Source organism: Agrobacterium tumefaciens (genome assembly GCF_031801495.1).
Classification (GTDB): Bacteria; Pseudomonadota; Alphaproteobacteria; order Rhizobiales; family Rhizobiaceae; genus Agrobacterium; species Agrobacterium tumefaciens_K.
This window is the reverse complement of sequence record NZ_JAOEGC010000001.1, coordinates 264,868-283,870: the sequence shown is the minus strand read 5'-3', so window position 1 is coordinate 283,870 and position 19,003 is coordinate 264,868. Positions and strand designations below refer to the sequence as shown.

Below are 19,003 nucleotides of genomic sequence, written 5' to 3'. Positions count from 1 at the left end.
ACTTGTATTTCATGGCTGCTAACACAATGGAAACGCAAGATAAATTTCGTTTAATTGCAATAGGGTGTTGAAATCGGCGCACAATTTCTGCATCATTTTCCTCCGACACCCAAGGGAGATGAAACATGCGATTTTCTTCCGAGTTTGAGTGCCAGCTCAACGGGTATGGGCTGACGACTGCCCATATTCTCTACGGCATCCCAGAATTTGAATCCGTCCTGCAGACCTACGTCTGGCAAGACTACGATCTCGCCCCCGACTTCCCCGAAATGCGCAAATTTCTTGATTTCTGGCAGAGGTCCCTAGATGGGCCGTTGCACTCGGTTCGCTTTAGCCACCAGCGCCTGATCGGGCCCAACGAATGGCGACGCGTCGATGGCGAATTCAAGCTGCACTGAGGCTTGAATCAGACTTTTTCGCTTCCCAAGACACGGACTCATATCTGATGGGATCCAGATCCTCCTGGCTGCAAGTTGAGCCAGACAAGGTAATGATCCGCCCGTCTGTCGTATTGCGTTTCCAGACAACGCCAGCCTTTTCGTTGCTTGACAAAGTTACGGATCGCGTTGGTACAAATCGCGGTTCATCAGCGCCAATCGCTCCACCGATGACGTGTGGATCTACGCCAGAAGCGCACAATCCGGGGCGGCTCCACAGAATGATCGTGAAAACACAAGAGCTGGGTTACGACGTCAACAAGCTTGAGTTTCCAGCGCAGCGCTAAAGGAACCCGTCGATGCTGCATTCCCTTGCAAATGGTTACAGGGTTATCGTCATAGGGGCATCCGGTGGCATAGGAGGGGCTTTGCTGTCTCTCCTTGAAACCGATCCTCGCTGCGCGTTCGCTTTGCCGCTCTCGCGCAGCAGGGGGGATATTGATATCACCGACGAGGCGAGCGTTGCCGCGACTGCCGACCGCCTTTCGGATCAGCGTGGCTCGTTCGATCTGGTCTTCAATGCGACGGGTGCCCTTACGATCAATGGCGTCGGACCGGAAAAGTCGATTAAGGCGATCGATCCTTTTCAGATGGCCAGACAGTTCGCGGTCAATTCGATCGGGCCAGCCCTGCTGCTGAAACATTTTGCACCGCTTTTGAAGCGGGAGGAAAGATGCGTTTTTGCCTCCTTATCTGCCCGCGTCGGGTCGATAGGAGACAATAGATTGGGCGGCTGGATTTCCTACAGGGCGTCTAAAGCGGGCCAGAACCAGATCATCCGAACCGCAGCGATCGAAATTGCGCGTACCCACCCGCAGTCCGTCGTGGTGGCGCTACATCCGGGAACTGTCGCTACTGACCTCTCCCAAGCCTTTTCAAACGGCCGGGACCGTTTCCCCCCAAAACAATCTGCAGCACGTCTCCTGGCGACGATAGATAGACTCACCCCCGCCCAGACGGGACAATTCTTCGCCTATGACGGCTCCAGGATCGAGTGGTAGGGTCGTGGGAGCGCTTGGGGAGAGTTTGCCGGCTCGGCACCCACGCGGTCAGAGCAGGGAATGCCAGGAACGACCTCGCCATTTTATCATAGCGAGTAGCTACGCGGCGAAACTGCTTGAGGCGGTTGAACATCCGCTCGATGCGGTTTCGATCCTTGTAGGCTCTAAAGTCGCATGCAGGCGGGTTCTTCCGGGTAAAGCTGCCGCGTGATCGACCAAAAGCCTCCTTATAAATCTCCCTTTAGCGCCCGCAGCCTGAGAATGGCCGCGAATTGTGGTGCTCTCGATCATAGGCTGCCCGTCATCTGTCAGCCCCATTTCGACGAGTGTTTCAAGAAGAGCATCCCAAACGCCCTGCTTGGCCCAGCGGCCGAAGCGGACATAGACGGATTCCACTTTCCCTAGTGCTGATGCATGTCGCGCCAAGGGCATCAGACCCAAAGAACATTCAGCATACCGTTCAGGGATCGTTGATGATCGTGCGAGGTCCGGGATTTCCTTCCACGTTCGGTAGGCAACAGCCCCATCGATGATCCGCCATTCCATATCCGTGAGATCGCCGCGACCCAAAAAGTCCCCTAAAAGGCAGTCTTGAATCATGCTTCCGCAGGTTTGGGAATCCACTTTGTCAACACAGCCTAGAACTTCCACTGAGCCTTGAACGAAACGGCGTGATTCAAATAGTCCTTTCGCCAGCCTGCATCGTAGCGAACTGACACATCCATCCCGTTAACGAGATTGTAATTGAAGCCCATTCCTGCTTTAGCGAGCCAGGGGCCGTGATCGATACCGGATGCCAAAAAGCTCTGGCTAGGCGTACCCGAATACGCAGCCATCAGAGTTCCCTGATCGTTGATCGCGTCATAGCTAACTCCGACAACAGCCTCGAGTTCTGCATTGCGGTTGAGCGCGTGCACGAGGCGCCCGTCCACGCCTAAAGTCAGAGCATCGACAGTGCTTGCACGAACGCCTAGGTTCAAAGCTCCGGCACCGTCTTCAGTATAGGACTGACTTCTAAGTTGGGTGTAATCAGCACGGAATGTCGGAATAAATTTGCTATCCTGATCGAGTGCGATTGTTTTGGATAGATCAGCGCCCAGATGAACGTTCCAGCTGTTGTAATCGGCACTTGCAGATCTATCGAGCCCACCGAAACTAAGAGTGCGGTTGCTTTCGGTGTTGTTCCACCCCAGGTCAACTTGGAAGCCGAGGGTCATGTCACCGATTGGACGCCTACCGTAAGCAGCAAAAACGTTGCTGTCGATATCGGCGCGGGTTTCCGCCCCGCTCAGATAAGTGTTTCCATCGACCCGAGTGTTGGCGTAGGCATAAGCCACACCAATGAGGGCATTCCCGAGTTCACCTTCGATACCTGCCGCCAGACCCCAGGTATCAGCATCGTAGCCTGATGCATTGTTATCCGTATCTTTGTGATCAGCACGGGACCCCAAAGGCTTGATCCAGAAGTTTCGACCGTCAGCAGCAGGCATGCCATTGTGGTCAGGGGCAAACCGGTTCGCGAAGGTCGAATTAATTGTACCAAGTGCGCCCAGCGTGGCATCAGCGCCAGCATTGAAGGGCAGTGTCTGCGCCGCGGCTCGAGCGACGCTGCTTTCATCTGGCAAGCGACCGAGGGCTGTAACGACGTTCGCCATATCGCCGGTTGGCGTTCCCTGAACCTGCGTATCGAGCACACTGGCTGCACCGAGCGCAGGGTACAGACGATTGTTGAGAACCGAACCGTAAACAGTAGTGCCAATGCCACTCGTGCTGACATTGAGGTCAACCGAGTTGCTGTTTACTGTGGCCGCAAAATCGAACAGGGCAGAGTTATCCGTTACCGTGAAAGTAGAAGCATTCAAAGTCCCGGCAGTAATGACACCTGTCAGGGAAAGGTTGTTGGCGAGCGCCGGGCTTCCGATGACATCAACCGCAAGATTGCCGTTGTTGAAGGTTGCGACACCGTTGACATTGAGCTTGCCGTAATTCGACCCGTCAGTAATGCCAAGCGTGAGAAACTGGCCGCCACTTTGGAGATAACTGTCCAGCGTCAATGTACCCGCAGTTACTGTTGTGTCGCCACTCCAGGAGTTGCCGCCGGCGATGGAAAGCGTGCCAGCGCCCAGTTTGGTCAGGCCGCCAGCACCAATAAGGATATCCGGTGTCTGGATGCCGACATTAAAGCCGTTCGTATCGAAGAATGCACCATTTGCCTGTATATCGATATCACCAAAAGCGAAGTTGGGGAAAAACTCGGTCTCGTTACTTCTGGCTTGCAAAATGCCGCCGTCCCACTGCAACAGTCCGGTACCTGCCCCTTTCATGATGTAGGGCGTCGAAAACACCCCCCTACCGCCTCCGTTACCGCTCAGCGTCAACTGGGCGTAGCTGGTAGAGGCTGCTGCGAGATCGGTTCCGTCACGTGCAATTATTCTGGCGCCATCGTCCAACATTACGAAGGCTTGACCATCCCAGCCTATCGAGAGAAATCCGTTGTTGCTCCAAACTGCGTTAGCGCCGGAAACAAATACCTCGCCGTGGCTGGAACCCTGGAAGCCGATATATGCATCGGTGTTGGTGACCTCTCCCCCATTGATATTGAGTTGGCCGAGGCCTGTTCCACCAACAATGAGATATCCGGCAGCATCAAACTGGACACCGGCAGGTACATTCCGCACTCCGCCACCATCAATGATTTCATTCGCCATAGCCGAGACTGCTACAACGGAAACGCTCGCGGCCAAAAGAGCGGTCGCAGTAAAACGACCTGAGTAATTCGTGTCGGCAGACTTTGTGCCGTCACGATTTGAAATCACCCAATATTTGCAACCCATACTCTCCCCCAGAGCTATTGTCACGTCAACCAATACACGCCAAGGATGCATTGCGCAAATTTCGTTGAGTTTTCCCTGTGGATGAGGATTCCATACGTGTCCTGGAGCGTGCGCAATAATGGGAAGCAACTGTTAAAGCTGATGAGAGATGCCATGCCGTCGGCCCGTTAAAAGTGTGACACTGGCTCGCACAATCAGCCCCTGAACGGACCGGCCGGGCCGGGTTGCAAGGGTAGAGAGGGCGCGGCTGTTGGATTCACCTTCGGCTTTCGCTTTCTCGGGCGCACGGCAGCTTTGCGCCCTCCCGCGCAGCGGGTTCGTGCATGCGCCAAGAAGTGGACATGCATCCATCTGTGTCTAGGTTCTGTTGACAAAGTGCATTCTGCCAATGAGATGGTGGGAGCATGGGCGACACCATGCCGACGCTTAGGGTCTATGGTCTCAAAAATCCACTTATTGCGCTTGATCTCAGAGACTTGCTGCGACTTTTGGCTCCTCGTTTTTTAGGAGCACGCTGGGTGGTCACGACAGTCAAATCGTCAAAACTGGGGCACGAATGGTTTGAGGCTACCTTTGAAGGGGGGAATGACTTGAGTGGTTGGAACACACGATGGCCAGCTTTCGGGCTCTGATTAAGCCTCCTTGGCTGAGAACACGCGGCAGGTTATCTGGGGAGAGTTTGCCGGCTCGGTACCCACGCGGTCAGAGCAGGGAATGCCAGGAACGACCTCGCCGTTTTATCATAGCGAGTGGCTACGCGGCGAAACTGCTTGAGGCGGTTGACAATCCGCTCGATGCAGTTTCGATCCTTGTAGGATCGCCGCGGCAATAGTCACGACCAGCAACAGCCCGCGAAAGCGGTGATGGATGGCCGTGCTTCGTCTCATGCCGACGCGTGCCAAATCGTCTTTTGTTTCCATCGCATCGGTGACCTTGTGCTTAACGGGATCGGCATTAGTCTCGCCAACCGGATCATGATCGCGCATCCGGTGGATGGACCTGCCCTGAACCGTACCAAGATGTGCTGCGTTGGAACTTCGATGCGGCCCAAAGGTTACACCGACTGTTCAACCGGTCGGGAGTGCGTCATGAAACCAGCAGTTGCCATCGTCACCGGAGCGGGATCAGGGATCGGCAAAGCAGCAGCGCTTGCTTTGGCCGCGGATGGCCTAAAGATAGGGGTGCTCGGACACACGCTGGAAGATATTTCCTCCACGGTGAAAGAAATCGAAGGAAATGGCGGACAAGCCGTCCCTCTGCTGGCAGATGTAGCAGATGAAGCGGAAATGGCTGCCGCCGTTCGACGGCTCGTGGAGCAATATAGACGACTAGATGTTGTCGTCGCCAATGCCGGCATCAATGGCGTGTGGGCGCCAATCGATGATCTGAAACTGGCTGAATGGAACGCCACGATCTCGGTTAATCTCACGGGCACATTCCTGACGCTCCGTGCTACCGTACCCGAACTAAAACGTTCGGGCGGCGGCTCTATAATTGTCGTGTCATCCATAAACGGGACGAGGACGTTTACGACTCCCGGGGCGACGGCCTATACGGCGACGAAAGCGGGCCAGGTCGCCATGGTGCAGCAGCTTGCCTTGGAGCTTGCACGTCATCACATCCGGATCAATGCTGTGTGCCCGGGTGAGATCGATACGAATATCGCAGCAAACACCGACCTCAGAAAAGAGGACGAGACGGCGATACCGGTGGTGTGGCCAGATGGGCAGGTTCCCATCACAGGAGGGCGTCCGGGCACGAGCAAAGATGTGGCAAAGGTGATTGCCTTCCTTGCGTCAGATGGATCACGACATATTACCGGCTCTCCCATCTGGGTTGACGGCGGTCAAGGTCTGCTTCGCTAATGTAGATTGCCCAAACTAGAACATCTGGTGAGCACGCTCGGTTCACCGCCGAGACGCCATCGGAGGTCGCTGTAGTCAGGGTGACAGACATGACCGGTGAGAAGCATCCGCCCGAGATCCCCGGCGTGAGCAATACGTACCCCGCTACGGCTGTCGCCCAACTATCATTACGAGCCAACTCCCCAGCTTCGCCTGGCATGGCGTCACTGGAGGACCAGACCTATGCCCAAGCAATCCGGGCTTGCCTCCTCTATATACACATTGCGTCGAACTTGGTGGCGACAGCATGCACCGAGACCTGCCGCGTAAAGCGTGACAAGTCGCCCGAACAAATTGGCACCAGAACCTGCATCCAGACCTCCGCAACAAGGGGGCGAAATCATCTGAACCGGCAGGCGATGTCAGGGGAAGTCTATGATGTTTTCACAAGTGATTGGGAATCGATCAAGCGATTTTGGGTCGTCGGACGAACTGCGGAGAAGATTCTCCAATCCCTTGAACGTCCTCTTCCGGATGAGCAGTTAATCTCGCTTCCCATAGAACACCCCCAGCCGCAGGGAACGATGCTGTGAGTGATCAGGTTACGCCAGCAGCGCCAAGCGTTCACGACGTGCATGATTGCTCGCACCCAGATGTGAGCAACGGGGCGTGAGGGCCGCAATTAATCGGAGTTGGCTCGAAAAAAGGGGTCAGAGCACCAATGCATCCATTAGTGGATGCGACGGGTCTTCAAGCCCGTCTAAAATCGAGAAATGGTGCTTGTCCGGCTCTTCCACGACAAGCGTCTGCGCACCCAATCCCTTCCATATATTGGCAAGAAGCGCGTTTTGACGCACGAATTCCGCACGTTCGGCCGCACCGGCCCAGCAAACCAGCCTGGTGTTTGCGAAAGGCTCCAAGAGCGCCGGGCTTTCTTTATAAGCTTCGGTTCTATCAATTCTCATTTTCGCGTTCGATGAAAGGTTCATCAGCGGACGAAGGTCGTGAAGACCCGAAAGGCTGACGGTATTCACAATCCGCTTTTGCACACCCTCTGACAGAGGTGACGTAGTAGTGATCATTCGTGTTACTAGATGCCCACCAGCCGAGTGACCGATGAGATAAATGGAGCCATCCACCTCTCGCGCCGCCACCTCGATCGATTGGGCAACTTCTATTGTTATCTCACCAATTCGAGCTTCTGGCGCAAGAGTATAAGAAGGCATCGCCACTGCATAACCCCGCTCGATCGCTCCTCTTGCAAAATGCGACCAGTAGCTCTTGTCGAGATTTATCCAAAACCCACCGTGAACGAATACAACCAAACCCAGCGCAGGTTTGGACGGGTGGAAAATATCCAGGGTATTTCTAGGCTTCTGACCATATGCTACGTCGAACTTTGCCCGCCCCGATGACCTGAGTTCCTCGCGATAAGCACGTGCGGGTCCTACCCACGCGTCCGGCCAACGCTCGCCTTTGGCTATATTGGCACCATTGGCATAAGCGTTGTCCCAATCTGTTATCCGATAGTGCAAAACATTCTCCTTCATATGCACAATAGTTTTTGACGACGAACCGACCGCAAACGAACGCTCAGGCTGGCAGATATTTAGACCGATCGGATAAGGCGAACGTCATGGTCGGACCTTCACACACGCCGCCCGACGATGGCTTTGCCCCAAGTCTCGGTTGCGATTAAGGCAAGTCGGCAGTGCTTATGAAACGCGGAAACTGAAGAGGCGGCTGGTCTCAAAGTCGTCGGCCAAAGGCTTTTAAACACCCAGGTAACGATCTTGAACGACAGAGGTCAGCCCTTGTGGTGGGCCACACCACACGTTTTTACCATTCTCAAGGATTATACACTTATCGGCAACCGGGAGTAATTCGCTCAGCGTCTTATCCACGACGAGAATGGACAGGCCCTCGGCCTTGAGTTGGCGTATCGCTCGCCAGATATCCTGCCGAATGACGGGGGCCAGCCCCTCGGTTGCTTCATCGAGGATGAGGAGCCGTGGATTGGTCATTAACGCGCGGCCGATGGCCAGCATTTGCTGCTCGCCACCGGAGAGCGATTTGGCCATCTGGGCATACCGCTCCTTCAGGCGTGGAAAAAGCGCATTGACCTTTTCCAGCGTCCATGGACCGGGTCTTGCCGCCGCTACCAGATTTTCATGGACTGAGAGGTTTGGGAAACAACGTCGCCCCTCGGGCACAAGGCCAACACCCAGACGTGCGACCTTGTAGGGCACGAGGCTGCCTGTTCCTTTGCCATTGAATGAGATGCGACCCGTCTTGGGCGGCATGAGGTTGCAGATCGACTTGATCGTCGTCGATTTGCCCATCCCGTTGCGACCCATCAGCGCAACGACCTCGCCCTCGGCCACGTTGAAATCGACACCGAAAAGCGCCTGGCTGGCGCCGTAATAGGTGGTGATGTCCTGCACATTCAACAGCATCAGGCGTGATCTCCCAGATAGGCGGTGCGAACGGTCGGATTGTTGCGGATTTCATCCACGGTACCGGTTGCGATGAGCTTGCCATAGACGAGAACGGAAATCCTGTCTGCGAGCGCGAAGACCGCGTCCATATCGTGTTCGACCAGCAGGATCGGCGCTTCTTGGCGCAACGTATCGAGGAAGCCGGTCAGTTTTTTCGAGCCCTCCGGCCCCATGCCAGCCATCGGCTCATCTAGCAGGAAGGCTTTCGACTGAAGCGCCAGCGCCATTGCGATTTCCAACTGGCGGCGTTCGCCATGCGAAAGTTTAGCGGTCGGCAGGCGCGCGCGCTCAGCCAATCCGACCCTTTCCAGGATCGCCATGGATGGATCCACAAGCGATTTGTCATGCATGACCGGTTTGAAGAAACGAAAGCTCGTTCCCTGCTTTGCCTGCACCGCCAACATGACGTTGCGCAGTGCGGAGAATTCCGGTGCGAGCGACGACACCTGAAACGTTCTGCCCAGACCGCGTTGTGCGCGCTCGGCAGGGTTGAGCGCCCCTATGTCCTCACCAGCAAAGCGGATCGTTCCGGAATTCTGTCTCAGCGTGCCACAAATCTGGTGAATGAGCGTGGATTTCCCAGCACCATTCGGGCCGATCAACGCGTGAATTTCGCCGGCGCGCAGATCGAGGGTCACACCATCCGTTGCGCGCAGCGCTCCGAAATTCTTGACGAGATTGTCTATCTGAAGAACAGCGTCAGCCATGTTTTGCCTTTCCGGCCAAGAGGCCGAGCAAGCCACCCCGGGCAAACAACACGACACCGAGAAGGATGAGGCCAAGGAAGAATTGCCAGCGTTCAGTCAGGCCGCCCAATGCGAATTCGAAGGCGACGAAGAGTGCAGCTCCGGCAAGCGGGCCAAACAGCCTTCCCGTTCCACCGAGAATGATGAGGACGATCAGTTCGCCTGACATATGCCAGGACAGCATGGAGGGACTAACAAAGCGGTTGAGGTCGGCATAGAGCGCGCCAGCCAGAGCGGTAATCATCGCCGAGATGACGAAGCCCACGAGGCGGATGCGGTAAGGATGGATGCCGACCGTCGCAACGCGTGTCTCGTTCTGTCGTGCCGCCTGCAAAGCCGCTCCGAAGCGGGAAGCACGGATCAGCGCAAAGAGGCCTATAGCCGCCATAAGCATCACGTAACTGACGAGGAAGAAGCTCAGAGGCTTCATGGTGTTGATGCCCGGGAACTGGTTACGCACCAGAATGGAGAGGCCATCCTCACCGCCATATGCAGGCCAGGAAATCGCGAAATAATAGATCATCTGCGCGAAGGCGAGCGTGATCATGATGAAGTAGACGCCGGTCGTGCGCAGACTGATGAGGCCGATCAAAAAAGCGACCAGCCCGGACGCGCACGCTGCGACGATCCAGATCACCTGCATCTGAACCGTGCCTGACAGGCCGAAGATCATCGATTCGCCGGAAAAGCCATGGCTCGCGAGAATGCCAGCGGCATATCCGCCAATGCCGAAGAAAGCCGCATGGCCGAAAGACACGAGACCTCCTAGGCCCAGCGCCAGGTTGAGGCCGAGCGCCGCCAGCGCAAGAATGGCAATGCGCGCGGCAAGTGTCACGTAAAAGGGTTGGCCGAGAGAGTTTGCGATGAGCGGGGCTGCCAGCAGTAAAGCAGCAAGCAGCAGATTGACTGTATTTTCACGGGTCAGCATGGGGCCTCACGCATGGGCTGGCGGAAAGAGCCCGCGCGGTTTGACAGCCAGAATGACGGCCATAACGACATAGATCAGCATGGATGCCGCAGCACCACCGATCATGCCTGCTTGCGACGGATCGACAAAGAGACTGAGCAGTTGCGGCAGCAAAAGGCGCCCAAGCGTATCCGTGATGCCGACCAGAAGCGCACCCAAAAGAGCGCCCTTGATGGAGCCAATACCGCCGATGACGATCACGACGAAGGCGAGGATGAGCACCGGTTCACCCATGCCGACCTGCACCGATTGCAGCGCGCCCACCAATGCCCCGGCAAGGCCAGCCAGAGCTGAACCGAGTGCGAAGACCAGTGTGTAGAGCGTGCGGATATCGACGCCGAGTGCCCCGATCATCTCGCGGTCGCTCTCGCCAGCGCGAATGCGCATTCCGAGACGCGTCTTGCCGATGAGGAGGTAAAGACCGAATGCGACAAGAGCACCGACGGCGATGATCGCCAGACGATAGACCGGATAGCTTGCATCGCCCGGCAGAGTGACAGCGCCCTGCAGAAGCGGCGGTATATCGAGGTAGAGCGGGAAGGATCCGAACATCCAGCGGGTACCTTCCGAAAAGATCAGTATGAGCGCGAAGGTGGCCAGAACCTGATCCAGATGGTCCCGGTCATAGAGCCGCCGGATGACGGCCAGTTCGACAATCGCACCAGCCGCTGCCGCACAGATGAGGCTTGCGACGAGGCCAAGCCAGAACGAGCCGGTCCACGCGGCAACGGTGGCGCAAGCAAATGCGCCAACCATATAGAGCGAGCCATGAGCCAGGTTGATCAGCCCCATGACGCCGAATATCAGTGTCAATCCGGCAGCCATGAGAAACAACATGACGCCGAGCTGGATGCCGTTCAGCAACTGTTCGATAGCAAGTGCCATAGTCACGCTACGTCCTTAGATCTTGCAGTCTTGGGCGTAGGCGTCACCGTGATCCGAGAAGATTTTCTCGACCGTCTTGTTGGTCAGCACGCCGTCTTTCTTCACCACTTCGGTGATGTAGAGATCCTGGATGGGGTGCTGGTTGGTGTTGAACTTGAAGTTGCCGCGCGGAGACTTGATATCGGCCTTCAACAACTCGGCGCGGAAGGCATCGGTATCCTTGACGCTGACTTTTGCGGCAGCGGACAGGACCAACTGTGCCGCGTCATAGGCCTGGACGGCGTAGATGGACGGCAGACGGTTATATTCTTTCTGGAAATCGGCAAGGAATTTCTTGCTGACCTCGTTATCGAAATCCGGCACCCACTGGCCAGAAGCCTTTGCGCCGATGGCCGCATCACCGATAGCAGGCAAAACATCCTGGCTGAAGGAGAAACCGGGACCCATGACCGGAATTTTGACGCCTGACTGGGCAAACTGCTTCATGAAGGCAATGCCCATGCCGCCTGGAAGGAATGTGAAGATGCCGTCAGCTCCGGATGCGCGCATCTGCGCAATTTCAGCGGCATAATCCGTCTGGCCGACCTTGGTATAGACTTCGGAGACGACCTCTCCCTTATAATAGCGCTTGAAGCCGGCGAGCGAATCCTTGCCGGCGGGATAGTTTGGCGCCAGGATGAACATCTTCTTGAAGTCCTTGTTGGCATATTGGCCCATGGCTTCGTGAAGATTGTCATTCTGATAGGCGGCGTTGAAGTAAAGTTTGTTGCAGCCCTTGCCAGCCAGTGTTGCCGGTGCCGCATTGGTGGAGACATAGAACTTGCCCTGGGCGACTGCGCCCGGCACGACAGCCACCAACAGGTTCGACCAGACAATGCCGGTCAGCACATCGACATTGTCGCTCTGGATCATCTTGTCGGCGATCTGCACGGCGAGTTCCGGCTTCTGCGCGTCGTCTTCCGTAACAACGGTAACGTCCTTGTTGCCGGACTGCTTGATGGCCAGCATGAACCCGTCACGCGTATCCACGCCAAGACCCGCACCACCGCCCGAAAGCGTTGTAATCATGCCGATTTTCAGTGGTTCGGCTACGGCCAGGCTGGATACGCCAAGGCTGAGCGCCATCGTGGCGGTTAGAAGCATCTTCCTCATCGAAATATTCCCCTTTTTGATTTTTGTGCCCTGCCCGGCTGACTGCCGGGTGGAACCGTTACCTTCCACAAACACGGAAAGACTTGCAATGTCACATCATGACGAAAGCTAGATATAAGCTGATTACATTGTCTGAGCTGGCTTCAGCCGGAAGCGTTGGATCTTGCCGGACTCGGTTTTCGGCAAGGCATCGGTGAAGGCGACCGAGCGCGGATATTTATACGGCGCGATGACGGCCTTCACATGCTCCTGCAATTCCTTGGCCATCGCATCGCTGGCCTCATATCCCGGCCCAAGCACTATATGAGCCTGAACTATCATGCCGCGCGCATCGTCGGCAGCGCCGATGACCGCACATTCCGAAACGGCGGCGTGTTTGAGAAGCGCCGCCTCGACTTCCGGACCGGCAATATTGTAACCGGCGGAAACGATCATATCGTCAGAGCGGGCGGCGAAATGAAAGTAACCGTCGTCATCCTGCACGAAAGTGTCACCCGGCAGATTCCAGCCATTGCGAACGAATTTGCTCTGCCGGTCGTCGGCAAGGTAACGGCAACCGATGGGGCCTTTGACGACGAGATGGCCGGGCGTGCCGCGCGGCACCTCGTTCATGTCGGCATCAACCACCATCGCTTCATAGCCGGTTAGCGGTTTGCCCGTGCATCCCGGTTTGAAATCGTCCTGACGGTTGGAGATGAAAATATGTAGCATTTCGGTACCGCCGATGCCATCGAGGATCGGCTTTCCGGTCTTTTTCACCCATTCATCGAAGACAGGCGCGGGCAGCGTTTCTCCAGCGGAAACGGCAATTCTAAGCGAGGAGAGATCAGCTCCTGCATCCATCGCGGCCATCATGGCGCGATAAGCGGTGGGGGCCGTGAAACATATGGTCGCCTTATAGGTTTCGATGATCTCGATCATCTTGGCCGGCGTGGCCGTTTCCAGAAGGGCTGCACTTGCGCCGAAGCGGAGAGGGAAAACCGCGAGACCGCCAAGGCCGAACGTGAATGCCAAGGGTGGCGAGCCGACGAAGATATCCTCTGGCTGAACATTCAGCACTTCCTTTGCATAGGCATCGGCAATAATGAGAATATCGCGATGGAAGTGCATCGTCGCTTTAGGGACACCGGTTGAACCCGAGGTGAAGCCAAGCAAAGCGACGTCATCGCGACCGGTTTTGACTGGTTCGAACCGAACCGGTTTGTTGAGCGCTGCCCGATCCAGTTCGGCATCATGATTGGCGGTGCCATCGAAACCGATAACCTGGGTGAGGTAGGCGCTTTCCTTTGCCGCCATCACCAGTTCATCCATCAGGCGGGTGTCGCAGAGCGCGATGGTGATTTCTGCCTTGTCGATGATCTTGGTCATCTCGCCAGCACGCAGCATCGGCATGGTGTTGACGACCACGGCGCCCGCCTTCATTGCGGCCAGCCAGCACGCGACCATGGCAGGGTTGTTGGCGGAGCGGATCAGAATACGGTTGCCCGGCTTGACACCATAATCCTCGGTCAGCGCCCGGGCGATGCGGTTCGTCCAGTCAGCAAGTTCCTTATAGGTGCGACGGCGGCCATTGCCGATAAGGGCGGTATGATCGCCGAAACCACGCTCGACCATTCGGTCCGTCAGCTCGACACCTGCATTCATCCATTCGGGGTAGTCGAACCCATCGAGCTTGATTTCCGGCCATTCTTCGAAGGGCGGAAGATTGTCGCGGGCAAAGGTATCCTGATGGCCTGACGGTCCCAGCATGGTTATGTTCCCAGTTATTCTTATCGATGTGGCTTTTTGCCTTTTGTCCAGAATTGCACCGGAATTTGGCTCTGGCAAGAGAGAAAGTTTAAGTTTGTAATATTTTTTTCTGAGACCTGAAATTGGTATGTTGGCGCTTTAAATATATTCAAATTTGATTGCCGAAACGCCGATTTACTGGGCAATTAGATTTTTGGTGCGCACTGAAAATGCACAGTTTTTAATAGATTTCTGATGCGAGGATTGACCTTTGGCGGTCTGCAGCAAGCGGCTTATTCGAGCCTTGTGCATCGCGCTGACGGAAATATGCGTTGCCGCTTAAAGGCACGTTCTTTTGATTTTAATTTTGCTGGTCGAACGCCAGGTGAGAGCATTGAGATTTGAACAGGGTCTTGTGTCTCTCGCAGGCTCTCTGAGACGTGCCAAGACTGCGTTCAGGACCTAAAATTATCAAGGCGTGGCAAGGGTCGTTGCCTTAAAGGTCGTCGCCTTCATCGGCAGAAAGATGGTTGTGCGCCGAGCGTTTGACCTGTCCAACGTGGGTGAGAAGGCCGGAGAGCACGATCGGGTCCACATCCGCCATCATATCTTCTAGCCAGCCGCCGTGCGCTTCCGCCATAGCCTCGAATATCGTCCGGCCCTTGTCTGTCAGGCGTGCGACGATGACGCGGCGGTCATCGGCTGGCCGTTCGCGCAACACGAGGCCGTCCAGTTCCAGCCGTTCCACGAGGCCGGTGATGTTGCCGTTCGTCACCATAGTTCGTTTTGACAATTCGCCGAGACGCAGTCCTTCCGGCTCCCGGTACAGTTGGGAGAGTAGATCGAATTGCGGCAGGGTGGCTCCGAATTCGCGCCGCAGGCGGCGGCGTATTTCCTGCGAGATCAGCTTGGTGGTGGACAGGAGTCGCAGCCAGAGGCGAAGCTCCTGCTTCTTACCCTCTTGCGTATCGCTGACAATGATTTCGAGATCGACCGCCGACAAAGTCCCGCCCCTTGCACGCAGTTGAGTGCCAAACACTGACTTACCTCAACATGTTTGAACATTCAAGGAACATCTGGCATGCCAGCGCATTGCAATCCTTGCTATCTGCTGGGAAAGCTGACTTCCTCTCGTGAGGAATTTATATTTTTTATTTCGGACGCAACGCGGCCTGCCGCGTCCGAAAGAGAGAAAAGAAATTGGCCTTAGGTTTCGGGGAAGATATTTGTCTGCGTTGCGACACGTCTGTATGCCGCACCGGCAGTGAAGCCGCCGTCGATGACGAAGTCTTCACCGGTGATGAAGCTAGAGGCGTCAGACGCCAAGAATAGCACCAGTTCGGCGATCTCTTCCGGCTTGCCGCTGCGCTTCATCGGCGTCATGTCGATCATCGGCTTCAGGTGAGGACTGTTGGCGTTCAGACCGGTCACGACAAGGCCGGGGCAGACGGCGTTGACGCGTATCCCTTTTGTCGTCAGCTCCATGGCAGCGCTGCGCGTGAGCCCGCGCAAGCCCCACTTGCTGGCCGTGTAGGCCGGGTCGTAGTGACCGGAATAGCCGCTATTGGAGGAGATGTTGATGATCGAGCCGCCGCCGGTCTTGTCCATCAACTCCATCACCGCCTGAATGCCAAGAAAGGCACCCGTGAGATTGACCTTCAGCACGCGCTCCCAAGCCTCGAGGCTGGTAGACTCAACGATCGTGCGGTTGATGATGCCGGCATTGTTGACGAGAATATCGATGCGGCCTTTCCACTCGGTGGCAAGCGCCACAACGCCTGCCCAACTTGTTGGGTCGGTGACATCGAGATGGATGAAGCGGGCCTCGTACCCTTCCTTTTGCAGGGCTTCCGCGAGCGCCTGACCTTCTTCGGCCAGTACGTCGGCGATGATAACGGCGGCACCCTTGGAGGCAAAAAGACGGGCTTCAGCCCCGCCCTGTCCGCGAGCGCCACCGGTGATGATGGCAAGACGTCCTGAAAGATCGGTCATGGCTCAGTCGCTCGCTTCTACGGTTTGCTGCCGCTGCTCACCCAGACCTTCGATGCCGAGCGTCATGACTTGGCCCGGTTTCAGGAAGATGGGTTCCGGCTTGATACCCATGCCGACGCCGGGCGGCGTGCCGGTGGCGATCACGTCTCCGGGCTCCAGCGTCATGAACTGGCTGATATAGCTGACCAGATGCGCGACGCCGAAGATCATCGTATTGGTGTTGCCCGTCTGCCGGCGCACGCCGTCCACATCCAGCCATAATGCAAGCTTCTGAGGATCGGGCACCTCGTCGCGTGTGACGAGCCAAGGGCCCGTGGGGCCGAACGTGTCGTGGCTCTTGCCCTTGGTCCACTGGCCGCCGCGCTCGGACTGGAAGGCGCGCTCGGACACATCATTGACCACGCAATAGCCTGCGACGTGGTTTAGAGCATCCGCCTCGCTGACATATTTCGCCCGCGTGCCGATGATGACGCCAAGCTCGACCTCCCAGTCAGCCTTCTTCGATCCACGCGGGATTTCGACGTCGTCATTCGGACCGACGACGGCAGAGGTCGCCTTCATGAACAGGATCGGCTCCTCCGGTGGTGCCTTGCCGGTTTCCTTCGCATGGTCTGCGTAGTTGAGACCGACGCAGATGAATTTGCCCGGACGCGGTACGCATGCCCCTATACGTTCGACCGACACATGCGGCAGGGTCATGGGCTCGATGGCCGCAAGCCGCGCAAGCCCGTCGTCGGACAAGACATCGCGGGTGAAGTCGGCGATGACGCCGGAAAGGTCACGTACAGTTCCATCCTGGGCAACGATGGCGGGCTTTTCAGCGCCTGCCGGGCCGTATCGCAACAGTTTCATCAAGCTCTCCTGAAACCTTCGAGAACGGAATCTTCCACATCCGGCAGGTTGACGACGATGTTGTCCGGCGTACGGGTGGTCAGCCAGACCAGCTCCTCGGTTGTCGACATGTTGACTTCGATATGCGGCCAGTTCGGCGGCACGAAGATGAAGTCGCCTTCCTCCATGTCGAGATACTCTTTCCAGTTCTCGCCGAAGTAGATGCGCGCCTTGCCTTTCAGCACATAGCCGCCGGTCTCGGCTTCGCCATGGTGATGCGGATAGGACCGGTAGCCAGGTTCGTTGGAGACCTTGCCGAACCAGATCCTGGTGGCAGGCGTGTGCTGCGGGCTGACGCCCGAAATGCGCACGCAGCCGCCGGACTGGCCGGTGCCGGTGTCTTCCTGACCTTTGCGGGTAATGAATGGTCTAAGGGTATTGCTCATGGAATTTCTCCTCCTCTGCAGGCCTCTATCAATCGGGAACGACGGCCAGCGCCTGAATCTCGATCTTGGCGCGGTCTTCCATCAAGGAGACGACTTGGACTGCCGCCATCGGCGGGAAGTGACGGCCGATGATCTCGCGGTAGATCGCCCCGATTTCCTTCATGCGCGATTTGTAGGAGACGCGATCTGTAAAGTACCAGGTCATCTGGATAAGGTGTTCGGGCTTCGCATCCGCCGCCTTCAGCACGCTGACGATGTTGAGAAGCGTCTGGCGCACCTGCTCGACGAAATCGTCGGAATGGAACTGGCAATGCTCGTCCCAGCCGATCTGACCGCCGACCTGTACGATGCGACCGCGCGCACTGATCCCGTTCGAGTAACCAATAGGCTTTGCCCAGCCGTGCGGCTGGATGATTTCATGCATCATGTCTTGGCTCCAGATAAAGAGAGAGACCTGCGCGCACGTCGTCAGGCCATGGATGGGATTTGTGGTCTTCAAGCGAGGTCATCACGATCCTCTGCTTGACCGACCAGATGATGTCGCCACGGACGGTGACGATGGTTTCGAGATCGAGTGAGGCCCGACCGATTGCGCGCACATGCACGGCGAAATCGAGCGTGTCGCCATAGACGGAGGGCTTCTTGAATTCGAGGTTCATGGTCACCGTGGGCAGGCCGAGCCTGCGCTCGAACATGAGTTCTTTCCAGGTGACGCCGAAGGAGGCGAACATCGCTTCGTTGACATCGACAAGCATGGAGAGATAGGCCGGATGATAGGCAATCCCCGTCAGGTCGCAGTCGCCAAAGCGCATCGGTTTGGAATGGGTGAAGGGCATTTTGTCTTTAACTCCGTTTAGCCTGCCATGACCTCGCCGCCCGCAATCGCGATTGCCTGGCCGGTCACGGAACCCGCCGAAGGCGAGGCAAGCCACAGCGTGGCGTCCGCCACTTCCTGCGGCTGGATCAGCCGCCCTTGCGGGTTGGATTTGGTGAATTCCGCCAGCGCTTCCTCACGGCTGCGCCCGGTTTTCTGCATGATGGTGTCAAGCGACTGCTGGATGATCGGTGTATCTGTAAAGCCGGGACAGACGGCATTGACGGTTACACCCTTCTTCGCCAGCTCCAGTGCCAAGGCTCTCGTCAGACCGACCACACCATGCTTGGCGGCACAGTAGGCGGAAACGTAGGCGTAACCCGTCAGCCCCGCAGTTGACGCGACGTTGATGATGCGCGCTCGCTCGCCATGGGCCTTAAGATCAGGCAGCACGGCTTGCGTCACATTGAAGACACCCGTCAGGTCGACCGAGAGAACATGGCTCCACATCTCGGAGGATGTCTTTTCAAAAGGCGCGCTTGGGGCTTCACCGGCATTATTGACGAGAATGGAGACGGTGCCGAAGGTTCTCCGGGCTTTCTCCAAACCATCAGCAATTGCGCCCGTACTCGTCACGTCAAAGCTATCCAGCACCAAAGCTCGTGTGCCAATTTCGGCTGCGACAGCATTCAAGGGCTCGCGGCGGCGTCCGGCCAGCGTCACATTCGCTCCAGCCTTCGCCAGTGTGCGGGCGATGGCAGCACCGATGCCGCTTCCGGCTCCGGTGACGAGCGCGTGCTGTCCTTCAAGGGGAAGAGCGTTCAACAT

The 19,003-nt window shown here is 56.7% G+C and carries 20 protein-coding genes and 1 pseudogene; 4 read left to right on the top strand and 17 right to left on the bottom strand.

The window, feature by feature from the left end:
• Positions 1–125 precede the first annotated feature (125 nt).
• Together N7578_RS01390 and N7578_RS01385 are read left to right on the top strand one after the other, a co-directional pair.
• A complete protein-coding gene (locus N7578_RS01390) occupies positions 126–398 on the top strand; it encodes an usg protein (protein WP_311108532.1) in 273 nt (90 codons plus the stop codon).
• Between the two features lie 338 nt (positions 399–736).
• Positions 737–1,438 carry an SDR family NAD(P)-dependent oxidoreductase gene (locus tag N7578_RS01385; protein ID WP_311108531.1) on the top strand — a complete coding sequence of 234 codons (702 nt, stop codon included), beginning with the start codon at positions 737–739 and terminating at the stop codon, positions 1,436–1,438.
• 43 nt (positions 1,439–1,481) lie between these two features.
• On the opposite strand, the pseudogene N7578_RS01380 reads toward N7578_RS01385, so the two are convergent.
• From N7578_RS01380 to N7578_RS01375, 3 genes and pseudogenes are all read right to left on the bottom strand, one after another.
• Positions 1,482–1,577: pseudogene (locus N7578_RS01380) on the bottom strand (IS5/IS1182 family transposase); the annotation flags it as partial.
• Positions 1,538–2,038, bottom strand: a complete 501-nt coding sequence (locus tag N7578_RS23735; protein WP_422646652.1) for a hypothetical protein — start codon at positions 2,036–2,038, stop codon at positions 1,538–1,540. The gene N7578_RS23735 and the pseudogene N7578_RS01380, both read right to left, overlap by 40 nt.
• Positions 2,039–2,076: 38 nt before the next feature.
• Positions 2,077–4,272 carry an autotransporter domain-containing protein gene (locus N7578_RS01375; protein WP_311108530.1) on the bottom strand — a complete coding sequence of 732 codons (2,196 nt, stop codon included), beginning with the start codon at positions 4,270–4,272 and terminating at the stop codon, positions 2,077–2,079.
• Positions 4,273–5,360: 1,088 nt separating this feature from the next.
• On the opposite strand from N7578_RS01375, the gene N7578_RS01370 reads away from it, so the two are divergent.
• Together N7578_RS01370 and N7578_RS01365 are read left to right on the top strand one after the other, a co-directional pair.
• A complete protein-coding gene (locus N7578_RS01370) occupies positions 5,361–6,137 on the top strand; it encodes an SDR family NAD(P)-dependent oxidoreductase (protein ID WP_311108529.1) in 777 nt (258 codons plus the stop codon).
• A gap of 89 nt (positions 6,138–6,226) precedes the next feature.
• Complete coding sequence (locus N7578_RS01365; protein ID WP_311108528.1) at positions 6,227–6,709, top strand: hypothetical protein; 483 nt, start codon at positions 6,227–6,229, stop codon at positions 6,707–6,709.
• A gap of 117 nt (positions 6,710–6,826) precedes the next feature.
• Here N7578_RS01365 and N7578_RS01360 read toward each other — a convergent pair whose 3' ends face one another.
• The 14 genes from N7578_RS01360 to N7578_RS01295 all read right to left on the bottom strand — a co-directional run bounded on the left by N7578_RS01360 (position 6,827) and on the right by N7578_RS01295 (position 19,003).
• The gene (locus N7578_RS01360) at positions 6,827–7,666 is read right to left on the bottom strand and encodes an alpha/beta hydrolase (RefSeq protein ID WP_311108527.1); all 840 of its coding nucleotides are present in this window, start codon (positions 7,664–7,666) and stop codon (positions 6,827–6,829) included.
• Positions 7,667–7,888: 222 nt separating this feature from the next.
• Entirely contained in the window at positions 7,889–8,575 is a 687-nt protein-coding gene (locus N7578_RS01355; RefSeq protein WP_311110019.1) for an ABC transporter ATP-binding protein, read from the bottom strand.
• Positions 8,572–9,321: an ABC transporter ATP-binding protein gene (locus N7578_RS01350; protein WP_311108526.1), complete on the bottom strand. Its 750-nt coding sequence runs from the start codon at positions 9,319–9,321 to the stop codon at positions 8,572–8,574. The genes N7578_RS01355 and N7578_RS01350 overlap by 4 nt, the downstream gene beginning before the upstream one ends.
• Positions 9,314–10,288, bottom strand: coding sequence for a branched-chain amino acid ABC transporter permease (locus N7578_RS01345; RefSeq protein ID WP_311108525.1), 975 nt, complete (start codon positions 10,286–10,288; stop codon positions 9,314–9,316). Before N7578_RS01345 ends, N7578_RS01350 begins: the two co-directional genes overlap by 8 nt.
• A gap of 6 nt (positions 10,289–10,294) precedes the next feature.
• Positions 10,295–11,218 carry a branched-chain amino acid ABC transporter permease gene (locus N7578_RS01340; RefSeq protein ID WP_311108524.1) on the bottom strand — a complete coding sequence of 308 codons (924 nt, stop codon included), beginning with the start codon at positions 11,216–11,218 and terminating at the stop codon, positions 10,295–10,297.
• A gap of 9 nt (positions 11,219–11,227) precedes the next feature.
• Positions 11,228–12,364 carry an ABC transporter substrate-binding protein gene (locus N7578_RS01335; RefSeq protein WP_311108523.1) on the bottom strand — a complete coding sequence of 379 codons (1,137 nt, stop codon included), beginning with the start codon at positions 12,362–12,364 and terminating at the stop codon, positions 11,228–11,230.
• Between the two features lie 123 nt (positions 12,365–12,487).
• Positions 12,488–14,113, bottom strand: coding sequence for an AMP-binding protein (locus N7578_RS01330; protein WP_311108522.1), 1,626 nt, complete (start codon positions 14,111–14,113; stop codon positions 12,488–12,490).
• Between the two features lie 475 nt (positions 14,114–14,588).
• Positions 14,589–15,131 (bottom strand): MarR family transcriptional regulator, encoded by a 543-nt coding sequence (locus N7578_RS01325; protein ID WP_311108521.1) that lies wholly within the window; start codon positions 15,129–15,131, stop codon positions 14,589–14,591.
• A 167-nt stretch (positions 15,132–15,298) separates the two neighbouring features.
• Positions 15,299–16,084 carry a glucose 1-dehydrogenase gene (locus N7578_RS01320; RefSeq protein WP_311108520.1) on the bottom strand — a complete coding sequence of 262 codons (786 nt, stop codon included), beginning with the start codon at positions 16,082–16,084 and terminating at the stop codon, positions 15,299–15,301.
• A gap of 3 nt (positions 16,085–16,087) precedes the next feature.
• Complete coding sequence (locus N7578_RS01315; protein ID WP_311108519.1) at positions 16,088–16,936, bottom strand: fumarylacetoacetate hydrolase family protein; 849 nt, start codon at positions 16,934–16,936, stop codon at positions 16,088–16,090.
• Positions 16,936–17,361, bottom strand: a complete 426-nt coding sequence (locus N7578_RS01310) for a cupin domain-containing protein (RefSeq protein WP_311108518.1) — start codon at positions 17,359–17,361, stop codon at positions 16,936–16,938. The genes N7578_RS01315 and N7578_RS01310 overlap by 1 nt, the downstream gene beginning before the upstream one ends.
• A 28-nt stretch (positions 17,362–17,389) precedes the next feature.
• Positions 17,390–17,785: a RidA family protein gene (locus N7578_RS01305; protein ID WP_187772307.1), complete on the bottom strand. Its 396-nt coding sequence runs from the start codon at positions 17,783–17,785 to the stop codon at positions 17,390–17,392.
• Positions 17,778–18,197 carry a thioesterase family protein gene (locus tag N7578_RS01300; RefSeq protein WP_311108517.1) on the bottom strand — a complete coding sequence of 140 codons (420 nt, stop codon included), beginning with the start codon at positions 18,195–18,197 and terminating at the stop codon, positions 17,778–17,780. The genes N7578_RS01305 and N7578_RS01300 overlap by 8 nt, the downstream gene beginning before the upstream one ends.
• A gap of 17 nt (positions 18,198–18,214) precedes the next feature.
• The gene (locus N7578_RS01295; RefSeq protein ID WP_311108516.1) at positions 18,215–19,003 is read right to left on the bottom strand and encodes an SDR family NAD(P)-dependent oxidoreductase; all 789 of its coding nucleotides are present in this window, start codon (positions 19,001–19,003) and stop codon (positions 18,215–18,217) included.